Source organism: Methylocystis silviterrae, assembly GCF_013350005.1.
Taxonomy (GTDB): Bacteria; Pseudomonadota; Alphaproteobacteria; order Rhizobiales; family Beijerinckiaceae; genus Methylocystis; species Methylocystis silviterrae.
Genome location: NZ_JABVWW010000004.1, coordinates 101,045 through 125,728 on the forward strand (window position 1 = coordinate 101,045; position 24,684 = coordinate 125,728).

General features: G+C 62.4%; 27 protein-coding genes. 17 read left to right on the plus strand and 10 right to left on the minus strand.

The window, feature by feature from the left end; all coding sequences use genetic code 11:
- The first annotated feature begins 285 nt into the window (after positions 1 to 285).
- On the plus strand, positions 286 to 2,217 hold the full coding sequence (locus HUN39_RS05790; protein WP_175093524.1) for a tetratricopeptide repeat protein: 1,932 nt from the start codon (positions 286 to 288) through the stop codon (positions 2,215 to 2,217).
- Positions 2,218 to 2,600: 383 nt separating this feature from the next.
- On the opposite strand, the gene HUN39_RS05795 is transcribed toward HUN39_RS05790, so the two are convergent.
- A complete protein-coding gene (locus HUN39_RS05795; protein WP_175093525.1) occupies positions 2,601 to 2,936 on the minus strand; it encodes a GIY-YIG nuclease family protein in 336 nt (111 codons plus the stop codon).
- Positions 2,937 to 3,048: 112 nt separating this feature from the next.
- Between HUN39_RS05795 and HUN39_RS05800 the strand changes: the two genes are divergently transcribed.
- The gene (locus HUN39_RS05800; RefSeq protein ID WP_175093526.1) at positions 3,049 to 3,708 is read left to right on the plus strand and encodes a DUF2239 family protein; all 660 of its coding nucleotides are present in this window, start codon (positions 3,049 to 3,051) and stop codon (positions 3,706 to 3,708) included.
- Positions 3,692 to 4,123: a DUF1330 domain-containing protein gene (locus tag HUN39_RS05805; RefSeq protein WP_175093527.1), complete on the plus strand. Its 432-nt coding sequence runs from the start codon at positions 3,692 to 3,694 to the stop codon at positions 4,121 to 4,123. The genes HUN39_RS05800 and HUN39_RS05805 overlap by 17 nt, the downstream gene beginning before the upstream one ends.
- Before the next feature lie 260 nt (positions 4,124 to 4,383).
- Here HUN39_RS05805 and HUN39_RS05810 read toward each other — a convergent pair whose 3' ends face one another.
- From HUN39_RS05810 to HUN39_RS05825, 4 genes are all read right to left on the minus strand, one after another.
- Positions 4,384 to 5,241, minus strand: coding sequence for a DUF6456 domain-containing protein (locus tag HUN39_RS05810; RefSeq protein ID WP_175093528.1), 858 nt, complete (start codon positions 5,239 to 5,241; stop codon positions 4,384 to 4,386).
- Positions 5,238 to 5,582, minus strand: a complete 345-nt coding sequence (locus HUN39_RS05815) for a helix-turn-helix domain-containing protein (protein WP_175093529.1) — start codon at positions 5,580 to 5,582, stop codon at positions 5,238 to 5,240. Before HUN39_RS05815 ends, HUN39_RS05810 begins: the two co-directional genes overlap by 4 nt.
- A 795-nt stretch (positions 5,583 to 6,377) precedes the next feature.
- Positions 6,378 to 6,560, minus strand: a complete 183-nt coding sequence (locus HUN39_RS05820; protein WP_175093530.1) for a hypothetical protein — start codon at positions 6,558 to 6,560, stop codon at positions 6,378 to 6,380.
- A gap of 6 nt (positions 6,561 to 6,566) precedes the next feature.
- Complete coding sequence (locus tag HUN39_RS05825; RefSeq protein WP_175093531.1) at positions 6,567 to 7,517, minus strand: IS1595 family transposase; 951 nt, start codon at positions 7,515 to 7,517, stop codon at positions 6,567 to 6,569.
- Between the two features lie 125 nt (positions 7,518 to 7,642).
- Between HUN39_RS05825 and HUN39_RS05830 the strand changes: the two genes are divergently transcribed.
- Both HUN39_RS05830 and HUN39_RS05835 read left to right on the plus strand, forming a co-directional pair.
- On the plus strand, positions 7,643 to 7,975 hold the full coding sequence (locus tag HUN39_RS05830) for a DUF6477 family protein (RefSeq protein WP_175093532.1): 333 nt from the start codon (positions 7,643 to 7,645) through the stop codon (positions 7,973 to 7,975).
- A 74-nt stretch (positions 7,976 to 8,049) separates the two neighbouring features.
- Entirely contained in the window at positions 8,050 to 8,868 is an 819-nt protein-coding gene (locus HUN39_RS05835; RefSeq protein WP_175093533.1) for a hypothetical protein, read from the plus strand.
- A 116-nt stretch (positions 8,869 to 8,984) separates the two neighbouring features.
- On the opposite strand, the gene HUN39_RS05840 is transcribed toward HUN39_RS05835, so the two are convergent.
- Positions 8,985 to 10,091 (minus strand): hypothetical protein, encoded by a 1,107-nt coding sequence (locus tag HUN39_RS05840; RefSeq protein ID WP_175093534.1) that lies wholly within the window; start codon positions 10,089 to 10,091, stop codon positions 8,985 to 8,987.
- 142 nt (positions 10,092 to 10,233) lie between these two features.
- Entirely contained in the window at positions 10,234 to 10,770 is a 537-nt protein-coding gene (locus tag HUN39_RS05845) for a SixA phosphatase family protein (protein WP_175093535.1), read from the minus strand.
- A gap of 139 nt (positions 10,771 to 10,909) precedes the next feature.
- Here HUN39_RS05845 and HUN39_RS05850 point away from each other — a divergent pair, with 139 nt between their 5' ends.
- Positions 10,910 to 12,616 carry a hypothetical protein gene (locus tag HUN39_RS05850; protein ID WP_175093536.1) on the plus strand — a complete coding sequence of 569 codons (1,707 nt, stop codon included), beginning with the start codon at positions 10,910 to 10,912 and terminating at the stop codon, positions 12,614 to 12,616.
- 38 nt (positions 12,617 to 12,654) lie between these two features.
- Here the strand turns inward: HUN39_RS05850 and HUN39_RS05855 are convergent, their stop codons facing one another.
- The 3 genes from HUN39_RS05855 to HUN39_RS05865 all read right to left on the minus strand — a co-directional run bounded on the left by HUN39_RS05855 (position 12,655) and on the right by HUN39_RS05865 (position 14,547).
- A complete protein-coding gene (locus tag HUN39_RS05855) occupies positions 12,655 to 13,311 on the minus strand; it encodes a hypothetical protein (protein ID WP_175093537.1) in 657 nt (218 codons plus the stop codon).
- A 208-nt stretch (positions 13,312 to 13,519) separates the two neighbouring features.
- The gene (locus tag HUN39_RS19620; RefSeq protein ID WP_175093538.1) at positions 13,520 to 13,750 is read right to left on the minus strand and encodes a transposase; all 231 of its coding nucleotides are present in this window, start codon (positions 13,748 to 13,750) and stop codon (positions 13,520 to 13,522) included.
- Positions 13,747 to 14,547: an enoyl-CoA hydratase gene (locus tag HUN39_RS05865; protein ID WP_175093539.1), complete on the minus strand. Its 801-nt coding sequence runs from the start codon at positions 14,545 to 14,547 to the stop codon at positions 13,747 to 13,749. The genes HUN39_RS19620 and HUN39_RS05865 overlap by 4 nt, the downstream gene beginning before the upstream one ends.
- 271 nt (positions 14,548 to 14,818) lie before the next feature.
- Here HUN39_RS05865 and HUN39_RS05870 point away from each other — a divergent pair, with 271 nt between their 5' ends.
- The 11 genes from HUN39_RS05870 to HUN39_RS05920 all read left to right on the plus strand — a co-directional run bounded on the left by HUN39_RS05870 (position 14,819) and on the right by HUN39_RS05920 (position 24,683).
- Complete coding sequence (locus tag HUN39_RS05870; RefSeq protein ID WP_175093540.1) at positions 14,819 to 15,892, plus strand: acyltransferase family protein; 1,074 nt, start codon at positions 14,819 to 14,821, stop codon at positions 15,890 to 15,892.
- 72 nt (positions 15,893 to 15,964) lie between these two features.
- On the plus strand, positions 15,965 to 16,732 hold the full coding sequence (locus tag HUN39_RS05875; RefSeq protein WP_175093541.1) for an SGNH/GDSL hydrolase family protein: 768 nt from the start codon (positions 15,965 to 15,967) through the stop codon (positions 16,730 to 16,732).
- A gap of 35 nt (positions 16,733 to 16,767) precedes the next feature.
- Positions 16,768 to 17,457, plus strand: a complete 690-nt coding sequence (locus tag HUN39_RS05880) for an RluA family pseudouridine synthase (RefSeq protein WP_175093542.1) — start codon at positions 16,768 to 16,770, stop codon at positions 17,455 to 17,457.
- A 60-nt stretch (positions 17,458 to 17,517) separates the two neighbouring features.
- Entirely contained in the window at positions 17,518 to 19,050 is a 1,533-nt protein-coding gene (locus HUN39_RS05885; RefSeq protein WP_175093543.1) for a TldD/PmbA family protein, read from the plus strand.
- Between the two features lie 68 nt (positions 19,051 to 19,118).
- Positions 19,119 to 19,583 carry a DUF488 domain-containing protein gene (locus HUN39_RS05890; RefSeq protein WP_232365937.1) on the plus strand — a complete coding sequence of 155 codons (465 nt, stop codon included), beginning with the start codon at positions 19,119 to 19,121 and terminating at the stop codon, positions 19,581 to 19,583.
- Positions 19,519 to 20,283, plus strand: a complete 765-nt coding sequence (locus HUN39_RS05895) for a hypothetical protein (protein WP_232365938.1) — start codon at positions 19,519 to 19,521, stop codon at positions 20,281 to 20,283. Before HUN39_RS05890 ends, HUN39_RS05895 begins: the two co-directional genes overlap by 65 nt.
- On the plus strand, positions 20,283 to 21,617 hold the full coding sequence (locus tag HUN39_RS05900) for a TldD/PmbA family protein (RefSeq protein WP_175093545.1): 1,335 nt from the start codon (positions 20,283 to 20,285) through the stop codon (positions 21,615 to 21,617). Before HUN39_RS05895 ends, HUN39_RS05900 begins: the two co-directional genes overlap by 1 nt.
- A 15-nt stretch (positions 21,618 to 21,632) precedes the next feature.
- The gene (locus tag HUN39_RS05905) at positions 21,633 to 22,655 is read left to right on the plus strand and encodes an ABC transporter substrate-binding protein (RefSeq protein ID WP_175093546.1); all 1,023 of its coding nucleotides are present in this window, start codon (positions 21,633 to 21,635) and stop codon (positions 22,653 to 22,655) included.
- Positions 22,652 to 23,452, plus strand: a complete 801-nt coding sequence (locus tag HUN39_RS05910) for an ABC transporter ATP-binding protein (RefSeq protein ID WP_175093547.1) — start codon at positions 22,652 to 22,654, stop codon at positions 23,450 to 23,452. Before HUN39_RS05905 ends, HUN39_RS05910 begins: the two co-directional genes overlap by 4 nt.
- A complete protein-coding gene (locus HUN39_RS05915; RefSeq protein ID WP_175093548.1) occupies positions 23,449 to 24,246 on the plus strand; it encodes an ABC transporter permease in 798 nt (265 codons plus the stop codon). Before HUN39_RS05910 ends, HUN39_RS05915 begins: the two co-directional genes overlap by 4 nt.
- Positions 24,243 to 24,683: a GNAT family N-acetyltransferase gene (locus HUN39_RS05920; RefSeq protein WP_175093549.1), complete on the plus strand. Its 441-nt coding sequence runs from the start codon at positions 24,243 to 24,245 to the stop codon at positions 24,681 to 24,683. The genes HUN39_RS05915 and HUN39_RS05920 overlap by 4 nt, the downstream gene beginning before the upstream one ends.
- Position 24,684: the final 1 nt, after the last annotated feature.

Consider the following 24,684-nt stretch of genomic DNA (forward strand, 5'->3'; position numbering starts at 1 on the left):
TTCCGTCGGATTTTTTTCGATGGCGTGGAAACGATAGCAGTTCATGCCGCGCTCTGGGCGATCTTCGCCTGTCTCACCCCGATCAAAGCCGATGCTGCGCCACGCACTTCGCATATGCGTAATGCGCAATCGGCGGAGCATTTCGCGAAGCGTGGATCTTTGTCGCCGTCCGATAACAAGCGTTTCGAGTTATTGGCGCGCGAAGCGGAGGCGTTTTACAAGCGAGGAATTGCATCTGGAGATAAAGCCGCGTTTGACGCCGCTATTGATCGCTGGAAAAAACTTTTGGACCTGCTCCCGCGCAGGACGTTTCCGCTCCAATGGGCGGGTATTCAGAACAATCTCGGCAATACGCTTTGGGCGCGCGAGGAGCGGGAGAGCGGGACGGCGACGCTGCAACAGGCGGTCGCCGCCTACCGAGAGGCGCTCAAAGAAAGGACGCGCGCGCGATCTCCGCGAGATTGGGCGGCGACGCAGAATAATCTCGGCGCCGCGCTTCAACTGCTCGGGACGCGGGAGAGCAGTAGAACAACCCTGGAGCAGGCCGCGGCGGCCCTGCGCGAGGCGCTAAAGGAGTGGACGCGCGAGCGGGTTCCGCATCACTGGGCGATGGCCCAGAATAACCTCGGCAATGCGCTTCGTGCGCTCGGCGAGCGAGAGAGCGGGACGGCGACGCTGCAACAGGCCGTCGCCGCTTACCGCGAGGCGCTCAAGGAATACACGCGCGCGCAGAATCCGCTCCGATGGGCGATGGCCCAGAACAATCTCGGCTTTGCGCTTTTGCGGCTGGGGGAACGCGAGAGCGGGACGGCGGCCTTGCAACAGGCCGTCACCGCTTACCGTGACGCTCTCAAGGAATACACGCGCGCGCAGAATCCGCTCCGATGGGCGATGGCCCAGAACAATCTCGGCTTTGCGCTTATGCGGCTCGGCGAGCGCGAGAGCGGGACGGCGACCTTGCAACAGGCCGTGGCGACTTTGCGAGAGGCGCTCAAGGAAAGGACACGCGAGCGCGTTCCGCTCGACTGGGCGATGACCCAGAACGATCTTGCAGTCGCGCTGGCGCGGCTCGGCGAACGCGAGAGTGGGACGGCGACCCTGCAACTAGCCGTGTCGACTTTGCGAGAGGCGCTCCAGGAAACGACGCGCGAGCGGGTTCCGGTCCAATGGGCGACGACGCAGAGCAATCTCGGCCTTGTGCTTACGAGACTAGGCGAACGCGAGAGCGATCCGGCGACGCTGAGACAGGCAGCGGCGGCTTTCAAAGAGGCGCTTCTCGAAAGGACGCGCGAGCGGGTTCCGTTCGATTGGGCGATGACCCAGAACAATCTCGGCCTTGCGCTTTTTAGACTAGGCGAACGCGAAAGCGATCCAGCGACGCTGAGACGGGCCACGGAGGCCTTCCGTGAGGCGCTCAAGGAATGGACGCGCGATCGGGTTCCACTCCAATGGGCTGGGACTCAGAACAATCTCGGCCTTGCGCTTATACGGCTCGGGGGGCGCGAGAGCGGAACGGCGACGCTGCAAGAAGCGGTGGCGGCTTTCCGCGCGGTCCTCACGGAAAGCACGCGCGAGCGTGTTCCCCTCGATTGGGCGACGACACAGAGCAATCTGGGGAGTGCGCTAACGACGCTCGGTGAGCGCGAGAGCGGTTGGGCGACGCTCCAAGAAGCGGTGACGGCTTTCCGCGAGGCGCTCAAGGAAAGAACGCGCGAGCGCGTTCCCCTCGACTGGGCGACGACACAGAACAATCTGGGGAGTGCGTTGGCGCGGCTTGGGGAGCGCCAGAGGGGAACGACGGCTCTGCAAGAGGCCATAGCGGCCTTCCGCGAGGCGCTCAAGGAAAGGACACGCGAGCGCGTTCCGCTCGATTGGGCGATGACGCAGAATAATCTTGGGGGTGCGCTAGCGAAGCTCGGCGAACGCGAGAGCGGAACAGCGACTCTGGAACAGGCCGTAGCGGCCTTCCGGGAGGCGCTCATGGAAAGGACGCGCGACCGCGTTCCGCTCGATTGGGCGATGACGCAGAACAATCTGGGACTTGCGCTGGCGGCGCTCGGTGAACGCGAGAGCGGGACAAAGACGCTGCAACATGCGGTCGCCGCCTATCGCGAGGCGCTTGAGGAATGGACGCCCGAAGCTGCTTCCTACCAGCATGAATTAGCGCAGCGAAATCTCAGTCGCGCGCAGGCTTTAATTGCGCGACGAAGAAGATAGTATTCGCGTAGCTGCACTGGCGCGATCCGCGCTCGACGGTTGAGCGCATCCGAGGGAAGCGCGCGAGGCGATGGCGGCGTAGACCCCCACCCCCAACCCTCCCCCGCTTCGCGGCAGAGGGAGTCCGACTCGGCGCTTCATCAACGTTGCGCCGACGCATCAATGCCGCGCTGGCTGCGCGGCGCCGCTCGTTAGGGTCCCCTCTCCCGCGAAACGGGGGAGGGACAGGGAGGGGGCGCAGGAGATTCGGCGCTGACGAGCATACATGTCGCCGCGATGCGGTTGCCGGCATCGGACACGAAGACTTCGACGCTTGGCTGCGCCAAAGTCTCCTGCCAGATGCGCTCAGCTCAAATGCGCTCGACCACAAAAAGCAGCCATCTTCAGATCGGCTCGGCGTGCAAAGTTTGGCGCCAATGGTCCCGTCGTTCTCTCAGAGCGCGCTCACGCCCATAGACAAGCTTCTCGACATCCACCCGTTCAACGATCTCGAATGTGAAGCTTGCGGCGCCATGTTCTCGCCAGGCGGTCTGCAGTGAGCGATGTGGGTCGACGCCCTGGCGAAGCGTGAACGACAGGCGGTTCCAGATCGTGGCGAGATCCGGCGCGCTGCCCGCCCATTGCTGGCCGGTCGTCACGCAGCGCACGACATAGACGCCGGCGACCGCCTTGCGTTCCTTGTAGGCGGCGACGGCCGCCTTCCTATCCTCCGGCTTCAAGATTCACCCTCCAATTTGTCTACGGCCAGGCCGCTCACACAATTTATACCCGGATGATATTTACAAAAGCAAAATTACCCGGGTAATATATGACTGCATTAGAGAGTCCTTCATGCCGGAATTTCTGTCCAAGCCTTGCACCGCTTTCCAGGGAACGCGCCGAATAGCTGCTGGCCCGCTGATCGATGTCGCGCGGGCTGTAAAGGCGGCGATGGACGCCAATCCCAATTGCTCCTTCCTCACTTTTGACGATGCGACCGGCGCTGTGGTGGACCTCGATCTGCGAGGCGAGACAGCGGAAATCGTGGCGCGCTTGGCGCAACGCGCCAACATGGAAGATCGCGCGAGGCGAACGCCTCGCCGCCCTGACGTCAGCGATGGGACGCCGGAGCGCGGCCGCGGCCGGCCGAAATTGGGCGTTGTCGCCCGGGAAGTGACATTGCTTCCCCGGCATTGGGATTGGCTGGCCTCGCAATCAGGCGGCGCGTCGCAGGCGTTGCGCAGGCTGGTGGATGAGGCGCGGCGCATGGACGGCGGCCGGAGCCAGGTCCGCGCCGCGCAGGCCGCGACCTACGCCTTCATCTCGGCGATGGCCGGCGACCTTGCGGGATTCGAGGAGGCGACGCGCGCCTTGTTCGCTGGGGATCGTGAGCGGTTCGCCGAACATAGCCGTGCTTGGCCGCCGGATATCCGATCCTACGCCGAAACCCTCATGACCACTGGACTCGCCGCGCCGCAACAGGGAGAGCGGACCGATGCAGACCTACCTTGAACCAACTCAAAAGGCAGGGCGCGCGCTCTTTATGCGCGGCATTCAAGGCGAGGTCGTCATGCTCAACCTGCTGCGCTTGCGCCAGGTGGCGGACTATGCCGCTAACCCCGAACTGGCGCCCGCGCGGCCGATCAGCGGCGCCGAGGCCTATGATCGCTACATCGCCCATACCCTCCCATATCTGACCGAAAGCGGCGGAGCGCTCCTCTTCCTTGGTGAAGGCGGCCCCTTCCTGATCGGCCCCGAGGGCGAGCGATGGGACCGCGCGACGCTCGTGAAGCAGAGCTCCGTGCAGGCCTTCATGGCCTTCGCCGGCCACGACGCCTATCTCGCCGGCCTCGGACATCGGACGGCCGCGGTCGAGGATTCGCGATTGCTGCCGCTGCTCCAATATCCACTTCCAAACGTCGATTGAACATGACAGCAAGCACGAACGCCGCCGTCGTCGACGAACTCATCTGGCGGGGCGCGAGTTTTTGAAGGCTCCCCTCTCCCGCGAAGCGGCGCGACCCACCCTCCCCTTGAGGGGGAGGGTCGGACTGCGAAGCAGTCCGGGGTGGGGTGAACCCCCACCCAACGCTCTGCTCGCATCGTCTTTCTTCGGCGCTTCGCGTTTGTCACCCCGCCCCGAAGCGCTGCGCGCTTCGACCCTCCCCCTCAAGGGGAGGGTAAGCCTTACACTCTCGGGCGATAATCCTCGGCGCCCCAATGCAGCAGCGCCTCCGCGCGGTCGCGGCCGCGCGCTTCGACCGCGAGGCCGTAATGGCGCGCCAATCGATCGAGCGCGATTTTGAGCACGACTTTCGCCGAGCGCGGCGGCCAGCCGCGTTCGCTTTCGACAATCTCCATGCCTTTCAGATAGCCGCAGACGTCGGTCAACAGGCCCGCCAGTTCCGGCCCGACGGCATCGACGGCGCGCGCGAGTCGCCGGCGCGCATCAATCGCAACCTCGGAGACGGCGCCGGCGTCGGCGCCGCGGCGCGCCGCGTTGATCGAAGCCTCCCAATTCGCGGTCACGCGTTGCAAGAGCTGCGCCCGCTCGATGTCGCGGCGAAAGCGCTCGCCGGCTTCGAGCTGCGCGGCGTCGAGAAAGGTTCGCCCCTCGCGATCCTTTCGCCGCGCCAGCCAGGCGAGCGGACTTTCCGCATCATTGACGAGCGTCGGACGCGCGGCCTTCTCGAGCTGACGCAGCGCATAGGATGCGTGCTGGGCGCGAAAGGGCTCCGCCTGATCGACGTCGGGCGCAGACAATCGGCGCAGATAAGCGCGGCCGGCGTCGGTGAGCGCCAGCCGACGCTCGCCGCCGTCCTGCTCCCATCGCGCGAGTCCTTCGGCGAGCGCGGCGTCGGAGGCGGCCGCCGCAAATCGCGCGCGCGCCACGGTGACGCCTTTACGCGCGGCGAGCACGACGAGCGTCGAGGCTTCGAGCGGGCTGAGCGCGCCGCGCGCGCCAGGCTCGGCAAGCGCCTGCAGCAGCCGGCGCATGGCGCGGCCGGTTTCCTCCCTTGTTGGGGTCCCCGATCTTTTCTTCATTGCGCGCTCCCTTGCGTGAGAAGGCCGCAGATCATGTCGCGCTGCGCGGCCAGCGCGGTTTCGAGCCGGCGGGCGCCGGCGTCGAACAACGGATCGTCGCGCAAGTCTTCGATCGTCGCGCAGGCGTGACGGACAGTGGCGCGGTCGCGCGCGAAAGCTTTGGCGCAGGCCGAAACGCTGGCGCCGAGGGCGACATGGTGGAGATAGACGGCGAGCTGACGCGCCCTCGCGACCGAGGCGCAGGAGCGGCGGGGGGAAAAAAGATCGGCGAAGGGCGCGCCCTGAGCGGCGGCGGCCGCGGCGGCGCTAAGCCCCGGAATAGGCGTCGGATCGAGAAACATCGAGGTCTCCAGCTGGGTGGCGCGCAAGCGTAAGCTGGAAAATAATCCTATTCAAGGACAAAATACCAACTATTGTAGTTGGCATACCCAATCGCAAGGAAATGGAATAAAATGAAATTCACCGATGCTCATTTCCGATTCGGGCGGCTACCTTGCGGACCTTCGATAATGAAATTCACTCTCACATTCGACGGTGATCTTCCCTCAACGGGAAATGGCGGGTCACGTAAGGCTCTAAAAAAGTGGGAGGTAAAAAAACATTTTGACCCTCAACTAAGAGAATTGTGGGACACCCATCCATCGCTTGTTGAGCTTAAAAGGAATCCGACTTGGCCTATAACAGGCGCGTGGCGAGCAGACGCTCATCACAGTTATAATATAATTGAAGATACGCCCCGCGAGCGGAAACCTAACGAAATCAATTTGATCGAACCTATAGTATGCGCAGGAAGATCGTTTGTCCCCTTAGTAAGATCGTCGCTTGCCCTTCACTGTGGTCTTAAAATCTTATTTTTAAGGAAGGAGACTCCCGGAAAAATCTATCAAGGCGGGGATATAGATAACAGAATTAAAACGTTGCTGGACGCTTTGTGCGCGCCTAACGACCCGTGTCTGGTTATAAAAGATGATACAACGATTAATGATCCTATTTTTTGCTTGGTCGAGGATGACGCTCTAATCTCAAGCCTGTCGATTGATACGCAAACCCTCTTAACCGGACAAGGCGCTAACGTTGCATCAGTAAGATTGGTGATTGAGGTTGATGTAAGAGTCGCTCAGTCTAGAGCATATAATTCACTTTTTCTTAGCTAATTTACTTTTATCGATAATCAACTTCATAGCAATTTCGAATAGATTTCCAGATTCATCAACTTTCAATTCCCTCGCGGTATTCAAGAACCGCGAGGATTGTTCCATGTCTTCTATTTTCTGTTTTTCTTTTCGCGTGATGCCGCGAGCTTTGGGCTTCTTATCCACTGTGCCTCACTGCGCACGAGTCGTTTGATAGGTGAGCCGCTTGCCGACGACGCCCCTAAGCGCGCGTTCCGCCCTCTCAACGTCATTACAGCCGAGCTTCACTCGATTGTTGTGCCGGAAGTCGAATTCGGCAAGATACCGATGTAGGTGCTTTTCCTTGCAATATTGGTAGGTCCCGCGCATCCCGCGCTTAAAGACGCTGAAATAGCCCTCGGCGCTGTTGGTGTTAACGTCTCCGCGAGCATATTCGCCGCGCGAATGATTGACGGTCTCTCGAGAAACCACATGATTGGTCGCGTCACCATAGATGCGGCTTTCATCGGTATGGAGCCGAGTTTCGCGATCTAGGTTTTCGGTGATGATCTTGTTCACGGTGAGCTTGTCAGCGTTCTCAACATGGAATGAGCGAACCGAGCCGCCGCGCTCAACAAGCGAAATGATCACGCGCTTGTCGGCGGTGCCGATCTTGCCGCCTTTGACGGGCTGCGGGATGCGGCCGCGTGAGCGGGCAATCGGCTTCTCAGTATTCCACAGGTAAGTTTCATCAGCTTCGACAATGCCGCCGTTGCCGCCGAGCGGAGCAAGCCCGCCGTCGCGCATCGCCTCTCGGATGCGGTGGCTCATAAACCAAGCGGTTTTCAGGGTCACTCCAAGAGTTCGGTGAAGCTGATTGGAGCTAATGCCCTTCTTGGAAGACGCCATCAGGAAGATAGCCTGCAACCAAATCCGCATAGGAACATGGCTGGACTCGAAGATGGTCCCGACCTTCACAGTGAACGGCTTCCGACACTGGTAGCACTTATAGGCGCCAATCCGAGTGCTCTTGCCCTGCATCTTTGAGATGCGCTCAACGCCGCCGCAATGAGGGCAAATAGGATTTTTTCCCCAAATTCGCGCCTCAACCCACGCATAGGCGGCTTCTTCGTTGTGAAAGTGTGGCGCGTTCAAAACCGACATAGCCAAATCTCCTACGAAAATCAGCCTAGTTCACGAGAGTGGGTATGTCAAATACAATATTAGGACAAAATACTTATCCTCATCCGTTCGAGGGAAAGCATTCTGAGCGTCACGGAGGATGATCCATGACGCTCAGGCCCGTTCACGCCCCGCAAGACGACCGCCCCGCCCGCTTCGCCACAGAAGCTGGCGCGGCGCTCGACGCCGCCCTCGTCGCGGGTCTCAACGCCTATGATCGCACGCGCGCGCTGGCGCGTTTCCATCGCCTGTCGCCTGACACGATCGCCAGCGAATCGCCCGATGCGGCGCGCGCCGCGCTCAAGGAAATCGAGCGCGCGATGCGCGGCGAACGCGCCCGGCGCGGTCATTGGAGCTATGATCTCAACCGGCATATCAGCCTGCTCGTCGCCCATCGCGCCGAGACCGCGCGGCTTCATCGCCTGTTGAACCGCGCATGAGCGCGGCCGCGCTTCCGCCCACCTGCGCGATGCTTTAAGCTTCGCGCTTTCCGTCAGAGACGCAAAGGCCGGCGATGTATCTGGAGAAAATTCTGGCGCTGTTGGCTGCGGCGCTGGTCGCGGTCGGAGCCGGCATCGGCCTGACCTGGCTGGCCCTTAACCCCGCGCCGCGCATGGCCGATGCGGGATCGGGGATCGCCGCGCCCGCCAATGGGCAAGTCGACAAGGGAAGCGCGCGGCAACAGATCGAGGCGCTGATCGCCTCGACGCCGGATTATGCGCGCTACTTCGCCCGGCTCCGCGAGACCTTCACGGCCGATTACGAAGCGGCGATCAATGATTTCGCCACCCGCCTCGCGCAGACGAAAGAAGAGCAGAGCGTCGACTATTATCTTTCCGAGGCGGTCCGCCGCATCCGAACCTCGCGCGGCGCCCTCGCGGCGAAGGCCGAGCCAGAGCCGATCGCCCGCGTCTTCGAAAAGCAGCTGGAAGTGCTGCAGGCGGTGGCGCGGGAGGACAAGCGCATGTGCGTCGCCTTCCTCTACGGCGCGACCAATCTCGACTTCCAGCGATTCGCCGCCTCCCGCCGCCAGATCGTCTCGGACATGGCGCTTGCGGGACTCGAGGCGATCGTCAGCGGACAAGCCAAAAAGATCGATAGGACCGCGCCGACGGAGGCGGACTTTCGCCTGTTGGAGACGGCGCTCGCCGCGCGGGGTCTGAGCAAGGTCGAGATCGACGCGCTGCTCGACGGCAAAATGCCCACGCCGCCGCTCGAAGACGCGCGCATGTGCGGCGCCGGGCAGGCCTATTTTGAAGTGCTGAAAACCCTACCCGAACCCGCCCGCACGAAAGTCTATGGGCTCGCGCTGGAGCTGATGGCGCGCTCGTAGAGCAGCTTTCCGAAAAAGTTGACAGACTTTTTCGATGAGAACCTGCTCCAACATTTCATATTGAGCGAATCCTTATCGATCACATGAGTCCATGTGATCTGGAAGCCCTTGGCGCGTCATGGCCCCGCATGCGCCGGCGGCGGCGGCGCCTGCGCCGGGGGAGCCGGCGCAGCATCGCCTCCCGACTTTGCGGGCGCCTCTAGCATCTGGCGCAGTTGTGCGACGGCGATCCGGATCAGCGCATCGCGCGGCCGCGCCGGCCCGATCTCGACCGCCGCCATATTCGCCATCACCTTGGCCAGGTTTTCGGTCGGCAGGCCGGCGGCGGTGAACAGCGCCAAATCCTCGTTGGCGCCGCCGACGACGCCCTGGGCCATATTGGCCGCGTAAGTGGCGATCCGCGCCAGCTCCCCCGAGCAATTCGAAACGCCAAACGGCGGCGGCCGAGGCGCGGGCGACGGCGGCAGGTCGACGACACTCGTCTGGGGCGATGGTTGGATCAGCTCGGCGAGCTTTTCCCGCCGCGCCGGAAGCTCGGAGACGCCCGCCATGATCGAGGGCGCCGGCATCAGGTCGACGGGTTTTGCGAGCGGTCGCCGCGCCGTCTTCAGATTGACCCCGCCGCGCCCATGAGCCGCCAGCCAGCGCGCGCGAAGCGTGTTCTGAATGCCGCGCGGCGCAATCCCCATGGGCGCGACGCGCTGCGGCGGCATGCGCGCCATGCCGCCGCGCGACGCCGGCAACCCGGGAGCGGCCGCCGGCCGCCGAGGCGCGGTGGGCATGACGACGAGCGAACATTGCGCCGGCGCCCAGCGCTCGACGATGGCGCGCGCGGTGCGCCGCCCATAGTCGACGTAATATCGGCGCAGCAGCAGCGCGGCGACGGCGGCTCCCTCCTCCGCCGATGCGAAGGCGACATGGCCGTCGGCGTCGGCGGCGATCTCGCCGCTCCAGCCCGCGCTCTTGATGCACCAGTAATTGTTAAGCTTGACGCAGCGCGCCGGCTCGCCGGCCTCCGCGCCGAACGCCCGGCGGATCGCGGCGACAGGCGCCATCTCCAGCGCCAGGGCGCTTTCGAAGCGCCAATTGTCCACGGCGCGCGTTTGAGGCTGATAGGCGGGGCTCGGCGTCGCGGCGAATATCGACGAGGGCGCGACGAGCGCCGCCGGCGCCTTGTGCGGCGCAGCTACGGCCAGCATCGTCAGGAGCGCTTCGATCAGCATGGCCGCTCTTTGCGGGTTTGCGACTGCGCTAGATCACGCTGCATTTGGGCGGAATCGTCCAAATGCAGATAACGTGATCGATTCCAAAAGTTTAGAGCGCGCTCAACGCGAAAAACCGGTTCCCACTTTTTCGCAGCGCGCTCTAGTCGGGGTCTTCCGTCGCCTCGCCCCGTAGAATGCCCGGCGTGACGAAGCGCGCAAGTCGCGCCCCGCCCCTGCCGACGTCCCCCCAATGATCGCTCTCAAAGTCGAGCATCGCCAGCGCCGCCGTTGGGAATTTAGAGCGCATCAGCGCCAAGTCATCGGCCTCGCCCGAGCCGGCGAGCCATGAGGCGAGTTCGGCAAAGCCGGGATTGTGACCGACGGCGAGCAGCGTCGCGACCTTGTCAGGCGTCTGCCGCAAAATTTCGACCAGATGGTCGACGGTCGCAAGATAAATCGTATTCTCGATCAGATGCGTGACATGGCCTGGAAAAGCGTCGAGCACCTGGTCGAGCGTCTGTTTGGCGCGACGCGCATCGGAGGCGACGGCGAGGCCCGGCACAATGCTGGCGTCTCGCAGATACTCGCCCATGCGCCGTGCATCCTCCATCCCTCGACGGGTGAGCGGACGTTGGCGGTCGCCGCCGGCCGAATGCCGATCGGCCTTGCCATGGCGCAGGAGCAGGAGTCGACGCATGCGGCCTCTCTATCACGGCGCCGCCGCGCCGCCACGCGCCGCCCCTCGCTAAACGCCGGCTGCGACGAAACTACGCGCCTCTTTACCCCGAAAGGCGCGGCGTGCAAGCTCTCTCCGTTCGTCTTCCCAAGGTTTCCTGATGCGCAAATTCCTCGCTGTCGGCGTCATGACGTCGCTTTCGCTCATGAGTTTCGCCGCGCCTTCGCCGGGCGCCGGCGAAAAGCCGCTGACGCTCGACAATCTCGTCATCACGCTCGGGGCGACGACCTATCGTATCCCGCACATCGAAATCGAAGGCGCGAGTCTGCCGGCGATGGAGTTGGCCGCGCTGTTTTTGAGCGGCGACGGAAATGTCGCGGCGCGTCTTGCGCGCATTTCGGCGCGGCGAATCGCCGTGCGGGCGATGTCGAGCGAAAGCCGCAATGAGTCGAACATTGAACGCGCCGCGTATCGCAAGCTGCTTTTCGAGGATGTCGTTTCGGGACGCGCGGCGATCGTGCGCGGCGACGGCGGCGAGGAAACGATCGAGTCAGCGAAGGGCGGGGTTCAGCGCGTTTCCTGGGGCGCCTCTGTCGCCAAGGGGGTTGATCTTGCCGAACTCGCGCGTCTGGCGCTCTCCACGCGCGGCGAGGCCAATGCGCCGCTGAAGCCGTTGGTCGAGGAGGAAATCGTCGAATCGTCGCGCCTCGAAGACGCAAGCGCCAATCTCGTTCTGACGACGGGCCGCCTGAAGATTGAGGGCGTGCGCGGCCGCGCGCTGCGGACTCCCGCCGTCAAACTCATTGAAAGATTCGAGAAGCTCGATCCGGCGAAACCGGAAAACGATCCCGCGCTGATGCGCGATGTCCTCGACGCGCTGCAATCCTTCGAAGCGGCGGCGATCGAGGTCGACGACGTCGTCGCCGCCGGCAAGGGCGAACCCGCCGGGAAGCCGTTCACGGCGAAGATCGCGCGCGCCGGCCTGCGCAAAGTCGCGGGCGCCGGCGCCGGCGAAATGTTTTTCGACGATTTCTCGCTCGCCGCGTCGGACGGCGGCCATCTGTCGGTCAAGCGATTTGCGCTGAACGAAGTGCAACTGGCGCCGGTTTTAGAGGGCGCCGCCTATCCCAAGCTCGCGCGCATAGAGGTGCGCGGCGTCGCCGCCGATCTGCCCGACTCCAAAACCGAAGAAACGTCGCGAATGAAATTCAGCGTCGAGAACGCCAGCGCGACATTCGACAATTTTCTTGCATCGACGCCGACAAAATTCTCCGGCCGCGTCGACAATTTCGTCGTCGATCTTTCGGCGCGCGGCGAAACCCAGACGACGGCGCATTTCCTCGCGCTCGGCTATCGCGAACTCGCGCTCTCCGGACTCGCCGCCGGAGAGTGGCGCGAGAAAACGTCCGAAGCGGCGCTGGAGCCTGTCGCGGTCAACGCCAAAGACATGGGCGTCGCGCATCTGTCGGCGCTCTTCGGCAATGTGTCGAGCGCGGCGTTCTCGTCTTCGCCGCTCATTTCCCGCGCCGCCATGCTCACGACGTCGATCAAATCGATCGATCTGACCCTCGAAGGCGACGGTCTCGTCGATCGCGTGCTCGCGCTTGAAGCCAAAGAGCAGAAAACATCCGTCGACAAGGCGCGCACCGATTACGCCAAGGCCGCCGCGACGGCGATTACGGCGCTCGGCGGCGCAGGGGCAAACGCCAAGCGCATCGCCGACGCGGTCTCGGCCTATATTGAGAAGCCGAAACGCCTGCATCTGCGCTTTGCCGCGCCAAAGGGCGTCAACGCGATCGACGTATTGGCGCGAAAGCCCGGCGAAATTCTGGAAAGCCTCGACGTGGAGGCGAGCGCCGACAGGTGATGATGCGCGAGATTGCACACGAACTTCTTTAGAGGAAGCTAATCGGTCGCACATTTATCTCGTGACTCGCGAGATGCGCGAAAGTGGTGCTGAGATTTTGTCTGACCCTGACTTGGGGTTTTCTGCTGAAGAGAAGGCTGAGGCGGTCTATATCGCCATGGTTCGCGCAAGATTGCTTGGTAAATCTGATCAGAGTTATCCACCTCCAATTTCGCCCCGCGCTCAACGCGAAACATGATTGAGATGCCGCCCAAGTCCCAAGTCATGTTGCTTAAATCTAGCGGGTCTATAAAAAATTTCTTTGGCCTTGACGGCTTGCGTGTTTCATTAGAAACGCGGAATTTGTAGCCTTTGTCGAGACGCACGCCCCAGTGAACAATGTTGTTTCTAACCGTAGCTATCGCAGCAAATTGAGAAAATGGGCTTTCAAGGCGCTGCCTTTGTTCAATTTTGTCGCTCGACTGGAGCAGTTTATTTATTGCATCTCTCGCTGCTTCCTGTCTATATTCGCTAAATATTAGTCCGCCTCGCGCCCGTCCAAGTTTAGACGTCTTGATAAGCAGTTGTATTAGTTGTTCTTCTGCATCCGCGAATGCGTGAATAAACTGCCCGAGCTCCATCCAGAAGTCATGATACGGTTCGTCTACACGGCGAATGAATTGCGCTGCTTCCTCAAATGAGCTTGGAAGTTTCATGCCTGATGCCGAGTCGAAGGAATCTGCCTAGTCCAGATTTGAGCGCGCTGTTGACGCTGCGGTCAATAGCGGCCCGGAACATAAGGCAGCCGCTACCGTGGGCGTGAGCAAGAAAGAACGGCCCGCGAGCAGGGGGCGTCCACAAGGGAAAGACGCGCTCCCAAGGGCGATCTTCTTGCGCCAGCGAATGAAGGCGTAGGCCGCTTGCTTATTGCGGCCTTGATTCACCCGCCCGCCGATACGTGAGTCCCTTCCCAACAATGCCGAGAATGCTTCCGGCCATGCGGTCAAAGTCGCGAGAGAGCGTGTTGTAACGGTAATCGAATTCGAGCATGTCGCGGTGAAGGTGCTCTTCCGAAACGTGATCGTAGTTGCCAATGATGCCGCGCTTCACGATGCTGAAAAAGCTCTCTGCCGTGTTGATATGGATGGATGTCACCGCCCCGAGAAACGCGGCTCGCGCTTCTCGAGGAACGCGGCGCGCCCCTCCATATAGTCCGCGCTGTCGAAGCAGGCGCTCGTCAGCGCTTCGCACTGCTCATGCGACGACGCGCCGGGCAGGCGCGCGGCGGCGCGGATCGCCGCCTTGGCGGCGCGCAAGGTCAGCGGCGCGCCAGCGGCGATGGTTTCGGCCAGCGCATGCACCGCGCCTTCGAAACTCTCACTGGCGAAGAGGCGGCTGACGAAGCCGCGCTCCTTGGCTTCATCAGCGGTCAGGCGGCGCGCCGTGTAAAAGAGATCGAACGCCAGTTGCGGGCCGACGGCGGCGACGACATAGGCCATCGCCGAGGGCGGATAGCCGACGCCGAGCTTCGCCGCCGGAATCGCGAACGTCGCTTGCCCATCGGCGATGCGCAGGTCGCAGGCCGCGGCGATTCCGAATCCGCCGCCCATGCAGAAGCCCGACACGGCCGCGATCGTCGGCTTGGAAAGATTCGAAATCGCGTCGAACGCCTCGACATTGGCGTGTTCATACGTCCGTCCGCCTTCGCTCGTCGCGCGCAGGTTGGAGAATTCGCTGATGTCGGCGCCGGAACAGAACGGCAGACCCGGCGCGCCGCTGATGACGAGGACGCGCGCGTCCTCCGCCGCGTCGACGGCGCGCAGCAGCGACGGCAGCGCGCGCCACATCTCAAAGTCGAACGCGTTCCGCTTGGCGGGATTTTCGATGTAGAGGCGCGCGACGCCGAATTCGATTGTGACGCGCAGCTTCGGGGTCGGAGATATGATCGCCATTGTTCCTCGTACAGCAAAGTTTCAAGTCGCCGGACCGCTGGCTAGGAGCGCATGTCGGCGTGTTTTGGACCACATTCGCCGACCACTCTAAGCCGACACACGCAAAGCGACGAACCAGGCGCCAACCGCCGCGCAAGCGCTGCAATCGCGACGCCATGTCGCGCCATAAGCCCCTCGTCGCGACCTCATGCCACAGCATTCCACGCGCTGATCAAGATTAAGATCAATGTCGCGCATTTAAAGGACATCTCCTGCCAGCCGTGGAGCAGCGATGGCGATGAGACCAGACACATTCGCGTCGCCTGGCGCCCTGCGGCTAACTTTAGCCTTTGCGGTCTTCCTCCACCACACGACCAGTTTCAACCTCGGCATGTCAGCCGTGCTGGTCTTCTTCGTGCTCAGCGGCTACTGGGTCGCGGCGATGTGGAAGAACACCTATTCGAAAACGACGTCGGCTTATTTCACCTATCTCGTTTCGCGCGTATGGCGCATCGCGCCGGTTTTCGCTCTCTGCTCGGCGATCGCTTGGGCGCTGCTGCTCTGGCGCGGCGACGCGCCCGTCGCCTTCGGCGGGCTGATGCATCAGCTCTTCTCCAACATCATGATCCTCGGCTACAGCGCGCTGCCGTTCCAGGCGAACATTCCCGGCTGGTCGCTGGATGTGGAATTGCAATTCTATCTTATCGCGCCGGCGATCATTTTTCTCATTTCGAAAAACATCTTTCTCTTGCTGATTTGCCTTGTCGTTTCGGCCGGCGCGCCGTGGCTCGGCGGCTCCGCCACGGTCGCGCCTTTCCTTTTGTTTTTTGGAATCGGCGTCGCGGCGGCGAGCCACGATTTGAAGCCCGATCGCGCCTTCGCCTATCGCGCATTGTTCACGACGCTCGCGACGCTGTTCCTCTGCGCGCTGATCTTCGCCAAGGACATGATGCTCGGCGAAAAGCCGGAGCTGCTCGCCTTCAGCGACAAGATGAATCTCGTCATCGCGGTGATGATGACGCCCTGGGCGCTCTATACGACGCAGCAGGCGAGCGGCGCCAAGGACCGAATGCTGGGCGAGCTTTCCTACATCTTCTATCTGCTGCACTGGTCGGTGCTCGGCGCCCTGAAGACGGGCGAAGGCTCCTATCTCGATCGCGCCCTGCTCTGCTCCGAGGCGCTCGTCATCATCTTCGTCGCCTCCTACCTGATCTGGCGGCTATTCGATCGGCCGATCAATAGATTGCGCGCCGCCTGGGTGCATGGCCGACTTATGGACGCTCCGGGCGCGATCCCCTCGGCGACGCCGGCGAGCGCCGCGCCCGCATTCGCCTGGAGCGCTTCCCGATCACATGGACTCATGTGATCGGATCGATCGCGCGGCAGCAAGCACATCCAGAAATTTGCTTGAGTCCAGTCGCCGGGATATGGGTTCGCCATGTTCCCGGGGGCGCACAAACTGGCGTTTGTTCTGGCCGTCGCCAGCGGGCTGACGCTTCTCAGCCTGAAGCGGTCGGATGAGCCGACGCTCTACTGCGCCAATGTGAACGGCGGCGGGGACGACTACAGAATCCTTGTCATCGGCGAGTCCTGGGCCTCGGACGGCAAGGTCCTGCCCGAACTGCCGCGCGCCGTCTCAAAAAGACTTGAAGGCCGCGGCGTCCGGGCGTGCAGTCTCGGTTTTGCCGGCCGCAACTCACGGTTGCTCTACGCCGAGCTGCGCGAGAAATTCCCCAAATACAAACTCTACCGCATGTTTGAGGACAAGAAGCCCGACAAGGTCGTCCTGATGAACGGCGTCAACGACGCGATTCAGCACATCGGCGCATCGGCCTATGTCGAATATACAGAAAAGCTCGTCGAATATTTTGCCGACGTCGACGACGTCGAACTCATCTCCATACCGCGGGTCAACGAGCGGAATTTCAGGCCGCCGAATTTCTACAGCGCCCTCAAGCGGTCGATATTGAGCTGTTTCTATGATGACTGCGAGCGACAGGTGAATGACCTCTATCGTGTCGCGCTGTGGCGCGACCATCCCGATCTCAACACTCTCGAATATGACGCCTTCATCGATCGCTACGAAGGAAACGAGCGGTCTTACACGGCCGACGGGGTGCATCTGACTGACGAATATTTTCATAAATACGGAGAGTTCATCGGCGGCGCGGTTTCGCTCGGAAAGGCCGCGCCGGCCGTGAAATAGCGCCGTCTTGCCCACCTCGCTGCTATAAGCCGCTGATGGACCTCCTCTCTCGCCTGCTCCACCGCGACGGGCTGATGCTGATCATCGACAAGCCCGCGGGCGTCGCCGTCCATCGCGGGCCGAAGGACGGCGCAAGCCTTGAAGACGGCTTCGACCAGCTGCGCTTTGGCCTGCCCCGGCCGCCGGCGCTGGCCCACCGACTCGACAAGGACACATCCGGCTGCCTCGTTCTTGGGCGCCACCGTAAGGCTCTCGAGCGGCTCGGCAGGCTGTTCAAATCCGGCCGCATCGGCAAGACCTATTGGGCGGTGGTCGAAGGCGCGCCCACGGGCCAAGAAGGCGAAATCGACCTCCCGCTCGGGCGGCTCGACGCGACGCGCGGCTGGTGGATGCGTCCGGACCCTCTGGGTCTGCCCGCCAGAACATCCTGGCGCGTGCTTGGCGGAAGTCCGGACAACGCGCTGACATTCATCGAATTCACGCCGCACACCGGCCGCACGCATCAGATCCGCGTGCATGCGCAGGCGATGGGGTGGCCCATTCTCGGCGATCCGATCTATGGCTCAGGTCGCCGCGAGGACTCGGCCCCTCTGCATCTTCATGCGCGCGCGGTGAGCGTGCCGATGCAGGACGGCAAGCCGCCCGTGAACGCTGTCGCTGCGCCGCCTGAACATATGTGCGCGGCGCTCGCCGCATGCGGATGGAACGGCGAAGCGCAACCGTAACACGGCGATTGCAAATCGTCGCCGAAACGACCACCATATGATGGAATTTTGGAGCGACCAATGGCGCCTGCCGCCCCGCCTTCGACGAGCGAAGCCTCACGCCCCAGGGGGGGCAACGCCTTCGCGTTGGACCGCGCGCTGCTCTACGATCTCGCCGATATCGCGCTGACCGCCGCGAGGCGAAACGGCGCCAGCTACGCCGACGTCAGGATCGGCGAAACCCGCCGCGAATACGCCTTCGCCAAGGACGATCGCCTGGAGAATTTCGACGAGCGCGCCTCGCAAGGCTTCGGTATGCGCGTGCTGCTCGACGGCTGCTGGGGATTTTACGGCGCGCGGCGGCTCGATCCGCAGAGCCTGCGCGATGGCGTCGAGCGCGCGCTGGAGAACGCCCGCGCGGTGAAGCGGATACAGTTCCAGCCGATCGCGCTCGAGCGTCTGCCCGTGCATGAAGCCGAATGGATCATGCCGATGGGCATCGATCCCCTTGAAGTGTCCGCTGGCGAGAAGGCCGACCTGTTGCTTTCGATCATCGCCAGCGCGCGCGATCACGGCGCGGATTTTTGTTCAGCCTCGCTTTCGGCGACCTGCGAGGAGCGATTCTTCGCCAATAGTCTTGGCAGCCGCATTCATCAGACGCGCACGCGCGTCGCGCCGAACTTTCAGGCGACCGCCATCGACCGCGCCAGCGGCCGTTTCGCGACGCGCGACTGCCTGGCGCCGGCGCGCGGCGCCGGCTGGGACTATGTCGTCGGCGCCGGCCTGATCGAGGAGGCCGCGCAGGCCGGCGAGGAAGCGCGCGCGAAGCTTGATGCAAAACCCGTAACGCCAGGCGATTGCGACGTTGTGATCGACCCGACGAATCTGTGGCTCACCATTCACGAGACGGTCGGCCATTCGACCGAGCTCGACCGCGCGCTTGGATGGGAGGCGAATTTCGCTGGAACCAGCTTCGTCAAACCCCATATGCTCAACGAACTGCAGTTCGGCTCCGAATTGATGACAATCGTCGCCGATCGCGCGCAACCCGGCGCGCTCGCCACGATCGGTTACGACGACGACGGCGCCCCTGCGGAAGCCGCCGACTTCGCCATCGTCGAAAAGGGCGTGTTCAGGAATTTCCAGATGGCGCTTGGACAGGCGCATCTCATCGGCCTGTCGCATTCGAACGGCTGCGCCTATGCGGACAGCCCCACGACGTTTCCCATTCAACGCATGCCGAATATTTCGCTCAAGCCCAACCCTCAGAAATGCTCCTTCAGCGATCTCATCAGCGATGTCGAGAACGGCATTTACGTCGTCGGCGCGGGCAGCTGGAGCATCGATCAGCAGCGCGATAACTTTCAGTTCGGCGGACAGCTGTTCTATGAGATCAAGAACGGCAAGCTCGGCGATCTGCTGCGCGACGGCGCTTATCAGGGCCGAACCACGCAATTTTGGAACTCTCTCGCAGGGCTATGCGACGCGAGCGCCTATCATCTCGACGGCACCTTCACCTGCGGCAAGGCCGAGCCGGTACAGGTGGCGCCGGTCTCGCATGGCAGCCCGCCGGCGCTCTTTCGCAATGTGCGCGTGCTGAACACGAGCGACTAATACACGACAAGGCGAAAATGAGCACAGTCTTCACAATTGGTTACGAAGGTACCGACATAGAGAGGTTCATGGCTACGCTTCACGCCGTGCAGATTGCCGCGCTCGTCGATGTCCGAGCTATTGCGATATCACGCAAAAAAGGGTTTTCGAAAACTGCGTTGAGTGCAAGACTCAATGCAGAGGGCATCGCCTACCACCACTTGAGCGAACTCGGCGACCCCAAGCCAGGGAGAGACGCGGCGCGTGCTGGTCGTCTCGGCGAATTCCGTCGAATCTACAACAACCATCTTCGCAGCGCTGACGCGCAAGCATCTCTGAAGATACTAGCGGAATTAGCGGTTATGCAATCAGTTTGCTTGCTCTGCTTTGAGCGTGATCCGAAACACTGTCACCGCTCAATCGTTACCGCTCATCTGGTTCCGATGGGGCTCAATCATTTCGATCTCTACGGCGATCTCCCGAGGCGCTATGAAGATTTCTCCCCCGTTAGAGCGCGTTGTCATTCTCGTCAAAGCCTTGCCGCAGCCGAGTAAGAAGTATGGGGAAACGGTCTGCTGCGCGGGCGTTACAGCAGATCGGCGATGGAAACGGCTTTTCCCTGTCCGATTTCGCCGTCTGAAAGGCGACAATAGCTTTTCACGATGGGACTGGGTCAGCTTCACTTACGGTCGACCGAAATCTGATAGGCGCGTGGAAAGTTGCCACGTGCACGAGGAGTCAATCGCCATTGAGGGCAGACTCAAAGAAAGCGAAAGAGTCCGTCTCCTGACGCCCATGCTATTAGGGTCCGCCAAGGCTGCGGCTCAGAAAGGTCAATCTCTCGCGCTTATTCGACCTCGAAACACTCGCTTTCTATGGAAGCTGAAAACAGCCGAAGAAATCTCCGAAGAGCGTGAGGTGTTCCGCCTCGCCGCGCGTCAGCCTGATATGCTCGACGATGAAGAACTCGCCGAACTCGAGCCAACTCCCTACAAATTTAGCTTCAGGTTCGATGACGAGGACGGCGCTCATCACTACCATAATGGCGATTGGGAAGCACACGCAATGTTTTGGCGCCAAAGCCAAGAAATCTCGACAGTAGACGCTCTGCAATGGATGAATCACGTGTTCAATGAGGATTATCCTAAGAAGGGAATGGTGTTCGCACTAGGTAATATGGCCAAGCGGCCGCAGACGTGGCAGCTGCTGGGGGTAATCCGACTGGACGAAACAACTCAAGACGAGTTGTTCTAATGTTCCTTTCTTCAGACGACGCAAAGTCGATCGCCGACAATGTTCTCGCACGCTCCAAGGCCGACGCCTGCGCCGTGCAGATTCACGGCGGCCTGGATCAGAGTCTGCGCTTCGCGCGGGGCGGCGCCACGACCAATCTTGCGACCGCCGAAGCCAATCTGCGCATCTCGTCGCATATCAGCGGGCGCATCGGCTCTTGCAGCATCTCGCGTTTCGACGACGCGGCGTTGGCCGCCGCCGTGGCGCGCTCGGAAGAGATCGCGCGCCTATTGCCCGTCGACGCGGATTATGTCGCGCCGCTCGGCCCGCAGAATTACGGCTTCTCCGACCGCTATGACGAGGCGACCGCCCATCTGCGCCTCGACGCCCTCGCCGACGCGGCGTCGCGAGTCATCGAGGAAGGCGCGCGCATCGGCGTCGACACCTTCGGCTGCGCGACGACGGCAAGGCGGTTCGACGCATTCGCGACGAGCGCAGGCCTCTTCGCCTATGAGAGGCGCAGCGAAATTGATCTTTCCGCCACGGCGCGCAATCGCGCCGACGCCTGGTCGGGGTGGGCCGGCGCGCATCAATTCTTCGCGGATCGTCTCGACGCCGAAGCAATCGCCCGCGTGGCCTGCGCCAAGGGCGCGCATGACGCGACGCCCGTCGATCTCGAACCCGGAGCCTATACCGTCGTTCTCGAGCCGGAGGCGACGGCAGAGCTTGCCTTTTGGCTCATCAGAACGATGGAGGCGCGCGCCGCCGACGAAGGGAGAAGCTTCTTCGCGCGTCCTGGCGGCGGAGCGCTTTTGGGCGAGAAGCTCTTTGACGAACAGCTCACGATCCGCGTCGATCCCGCCGACCCGCTGGCGCCGGAAGCGGCCTTCGGTTTCGAGGGCGTGCCGTATCGCGCCCGCGCCTTCGTTGAGAACGGCGTTGTGACGACGCTCTATCGGTCGCGCGTCTGGGCGCAAAAGACCGAATCCGAACCGATCCCCTTTGCGAAGAATTTCGTAATGTCCGGCGGCGACGTATCGCTGGACGACATGATCCGCTCGGTGCGGCGCGGCGTTCTGGTGACGAGACTTTGGTACACCAATATCGTCGACCGGAAGAGCCTGCTGCTGACCGGCCTCACGCGCGACGGCAATTTTCTCATCGAAAACGGCCGGATCGTCGCGCCCATGCGCAACATGCGCTTCAATCAGCGGCTCGGCGAGCTGTTCAGCAACATCAAAGCGCTCGGTCCAACGCGTCGGACCTGGCGCGCGGCGGGCGAAGGCGGCGCGCCGGCGGCGCCGGCGATGCTCGTCGAAGGCTTCAATTTCTCGTCGAAATCGAGCGGGATATAGAGCCCGCGCGCGTTCATGTATGATGCGCGCCTCGCAGCCGGAGCCCGCACCATGCGCCTTGTCGCCTTGCTCATCGCTCTCCTCATCGCGGCGCCCGCCCTCGCACTCGACAAGGTGCGCTTCGCCACCGATTGGCGGGCGCAGGCCGAGCACGGCGGCTTCTATCAGGCCGTCGCCGACGGCACGTACGCGCGCTACGGACTCGACGTGACCATTCTGCAAGGCGGCCCGCAGCTCAACGCGCGGCTGCTGCTCGCCGCGGGCCGGGTCGACTTCGCGATGGGCGCAAACACGATTCAGATGTTCGAATCGGTGCAGCAGAACGTGCCGGTCGTCACCCTCGCCAGCATGTTCCAGGTCGACCCGGTGATTTTCATGTCGCATCCCGGCGTCGGCCTCGATCGTTTCGAAGATCTGCCGAAGGCGACGGCTTTCATCGCCAGCGACATGCGCGCTTCCGTCTGGCAATGGCTGAAACAGGCCTATGGGTTCAAGGACCAAAACGCCAAGCCCTATAATTTCAACTCGGCGCCTTTCCTTGCCGACAAGACGTCGATTCAGGAGGGGATTCTCACCTCAGAGCCCTACGCCATCGAACGCCAAGGCGGCTTTACGCCTAACGTCTTTCTTTTGCATGACTACGGCTATGACAGCTATTCGACGACGATCGAGACGCGCGCCGACACGATCGCCAAGAGCCCTGACCTCGTACAGCGCTTCGTCGACGCCTCGATTGTCGGTTGGTACAATTACCTCTATGGCGACAACGCTCAGGCGAATGCGATGATCAAGCGCGACAATCCGGAGATGACCGACGGCCAGATCGCCTATTCCCTCGCCAAAATGAAGGAGCGCGGGATCGTCGATTCCGGCGACGCGCTGACCTTTGGCGTCGGCGTCATCACCGACGCGCGGATGAAGAGCTTTTTCGACAAAATGGCGAAGGCCGGCGTGGTTCCCGCCGACATCGATTACAAGCGCGGCTACACGCTGCGTTTTATCGGCAAGAAGGTCGGCATGGAGCTGCGGCCGAAATGACGCTCGGCGCTTCGGCGGTCGAAGAGACGCAAGTGACGGCGCCCGCGCTCGTTTCATTGCGCGAGGTCGGCAAGATTTTTCCAAGCGGGCTCGTCGCCCTCGCCGACTATGACCTCGACGTGCGCGAAGGCGAGATCCTGACGCTGCTCGGGCCTTCGGGCTGCGGCAAGTCGACGGTGCTGCGGCTCATCGCAGGGCTCGCGAGTCCGACGGCGGGCGTGATCAACTGGAGCGCGCCTCAAGTTAAGAACAATATCGGCGTCGTGTTCCAGGACGCCACCCTGCTGCCCTGGGCGAGCGTCTTCGACAATGTCTTTCTGCCGCTGCGGCTTAAGGGCGTTCCGCGCGAAGCGGCGTCGCCGCGCATCGAAGAGGCGCTCGCGCATGTCGGTCTTCTCAGCTTTTCGCGCGCACTGCCGCGAGAACTCTCCGGCGGGATGAGAATGCGCTGCGCCATCGCCCGCACCCTGGTGACGCGGCCCACGCTGATGATGATGGACGAACCTTTCGCCGCCCTCGACGAAGTGACGCGCTTCAAGCTCAATGACGATCTTCTCGCGCTCAAACGCCGGTTCGGCGCGACGATCGTCTTCGTCACCCATTCGGTGTTCGAAGCCGCCTATCTCTCGACGCGCATCGTGGTGATGTCGCGGCGCGCCGGCAGAATCATCGACGACATCGAGATCGACCCGGCGATCCCACGCGACGACGACTATCGCTCGAGCAGGACTTTCGCCGACGTGTGTCGCCGGGCGTCGCAGGCGCTTCGCGTCTCAATCGAAGAGGCGACGCCGTGATCCAGAAACCAAGCGCGATCGCATGGCGCGACATCGGCGTTCCGCTCGCAGTGCTTCTCGCTGCTTTGGCGCTGTGGGAAGGGCTCGTGCACTGGAAAAACATTCCGCCCTATATTCTCCCGGCGCCGAGCGTCATCTTCGCCAAGCTGATCGAGGACCGTGAACTCCTGTTCTCGTCGTTATTGGTGACTCTCGGCGTCACCTTCGAGGCGCTTATCGTCGCTACGGTTTGCGGCGTGGCGCTGGCGCTGCTCATCGCCCAGTCGAAATGGCTGGAGCGCGCGCTGCTGCCCTTCGCCATCACCTTGCAGGTCACGCCGATCATCGCCATCGCGCCTTTGCTGCTGGTTTATCTGCAGCCCGGCAATGCGGTGCTGGTCTGCGCCTTTCTCGTCGCCTTCTTTCCGATTCTTTCGAATACGTCGCTCGGACTCGCCTCCGTCGACTTCGGCTTGCGCGACCTGTTCGACCTTTATCGCGCCTCGCCGTGGCAGAAGCTGATTTATCTACGCCTGCCCTCGGCGCTGCCGCAATTCCTCGCTGGCTTGCGCATCGGCGGCGGACTGGCGCTCATCGGCGCCATCGTCGCGGAACTCGCCGCGGGCGCGTCGGGTCAAGGAACCGGCCTCGCCTATCGCATCGTCGAGGCGGGCTTTCGTCTCGACATCCCGCGCATGTTCGCGGCGCTGGCGCTCATCTCGCTGAGCGGGCTGGCGATCTACGGCGCGCTCGCGGCGCTGTCCTATGTTCTGCTGCGCGGCTGGCACGAAAGCGCGAGAGCGCAAGACGAATGACGCTCATCCGGGACATTCGCGAGGCGGACGCCACGGCGTGGCGCAGGCTGTGGGCAGGCTACAATGATTTTTATCAGACGGCTGTGCCCATAGACGTGACGGAATTGACCTTGCGCCGGCTTCTCGACCCGACCTCGGCCATGATCGGCCGGATTGCTGAAAGGGAGGGATGCATCGCCGGCTTTTCCGTCTCCGTGCTGCATGAAAGCAGTTGGACCTCCTCCCCTTCGTGTTACCTCGAAGACCTTTTCGTCGATCCAAATGTTCGGAGCGCGGGCCTGGGGCGCGCGCTCGTTCAAGACCTCATCGATCTTGGACGCGCTCGCGGATGGGCCCGCGTCTATTGGCACACGCAGGCCGACAATGAACGCGCGCGGCGCCTCTATGATTCATTCGTTGAAGCCGACACTTTCGTTCGCTACCGCGTGACGCTGTAGC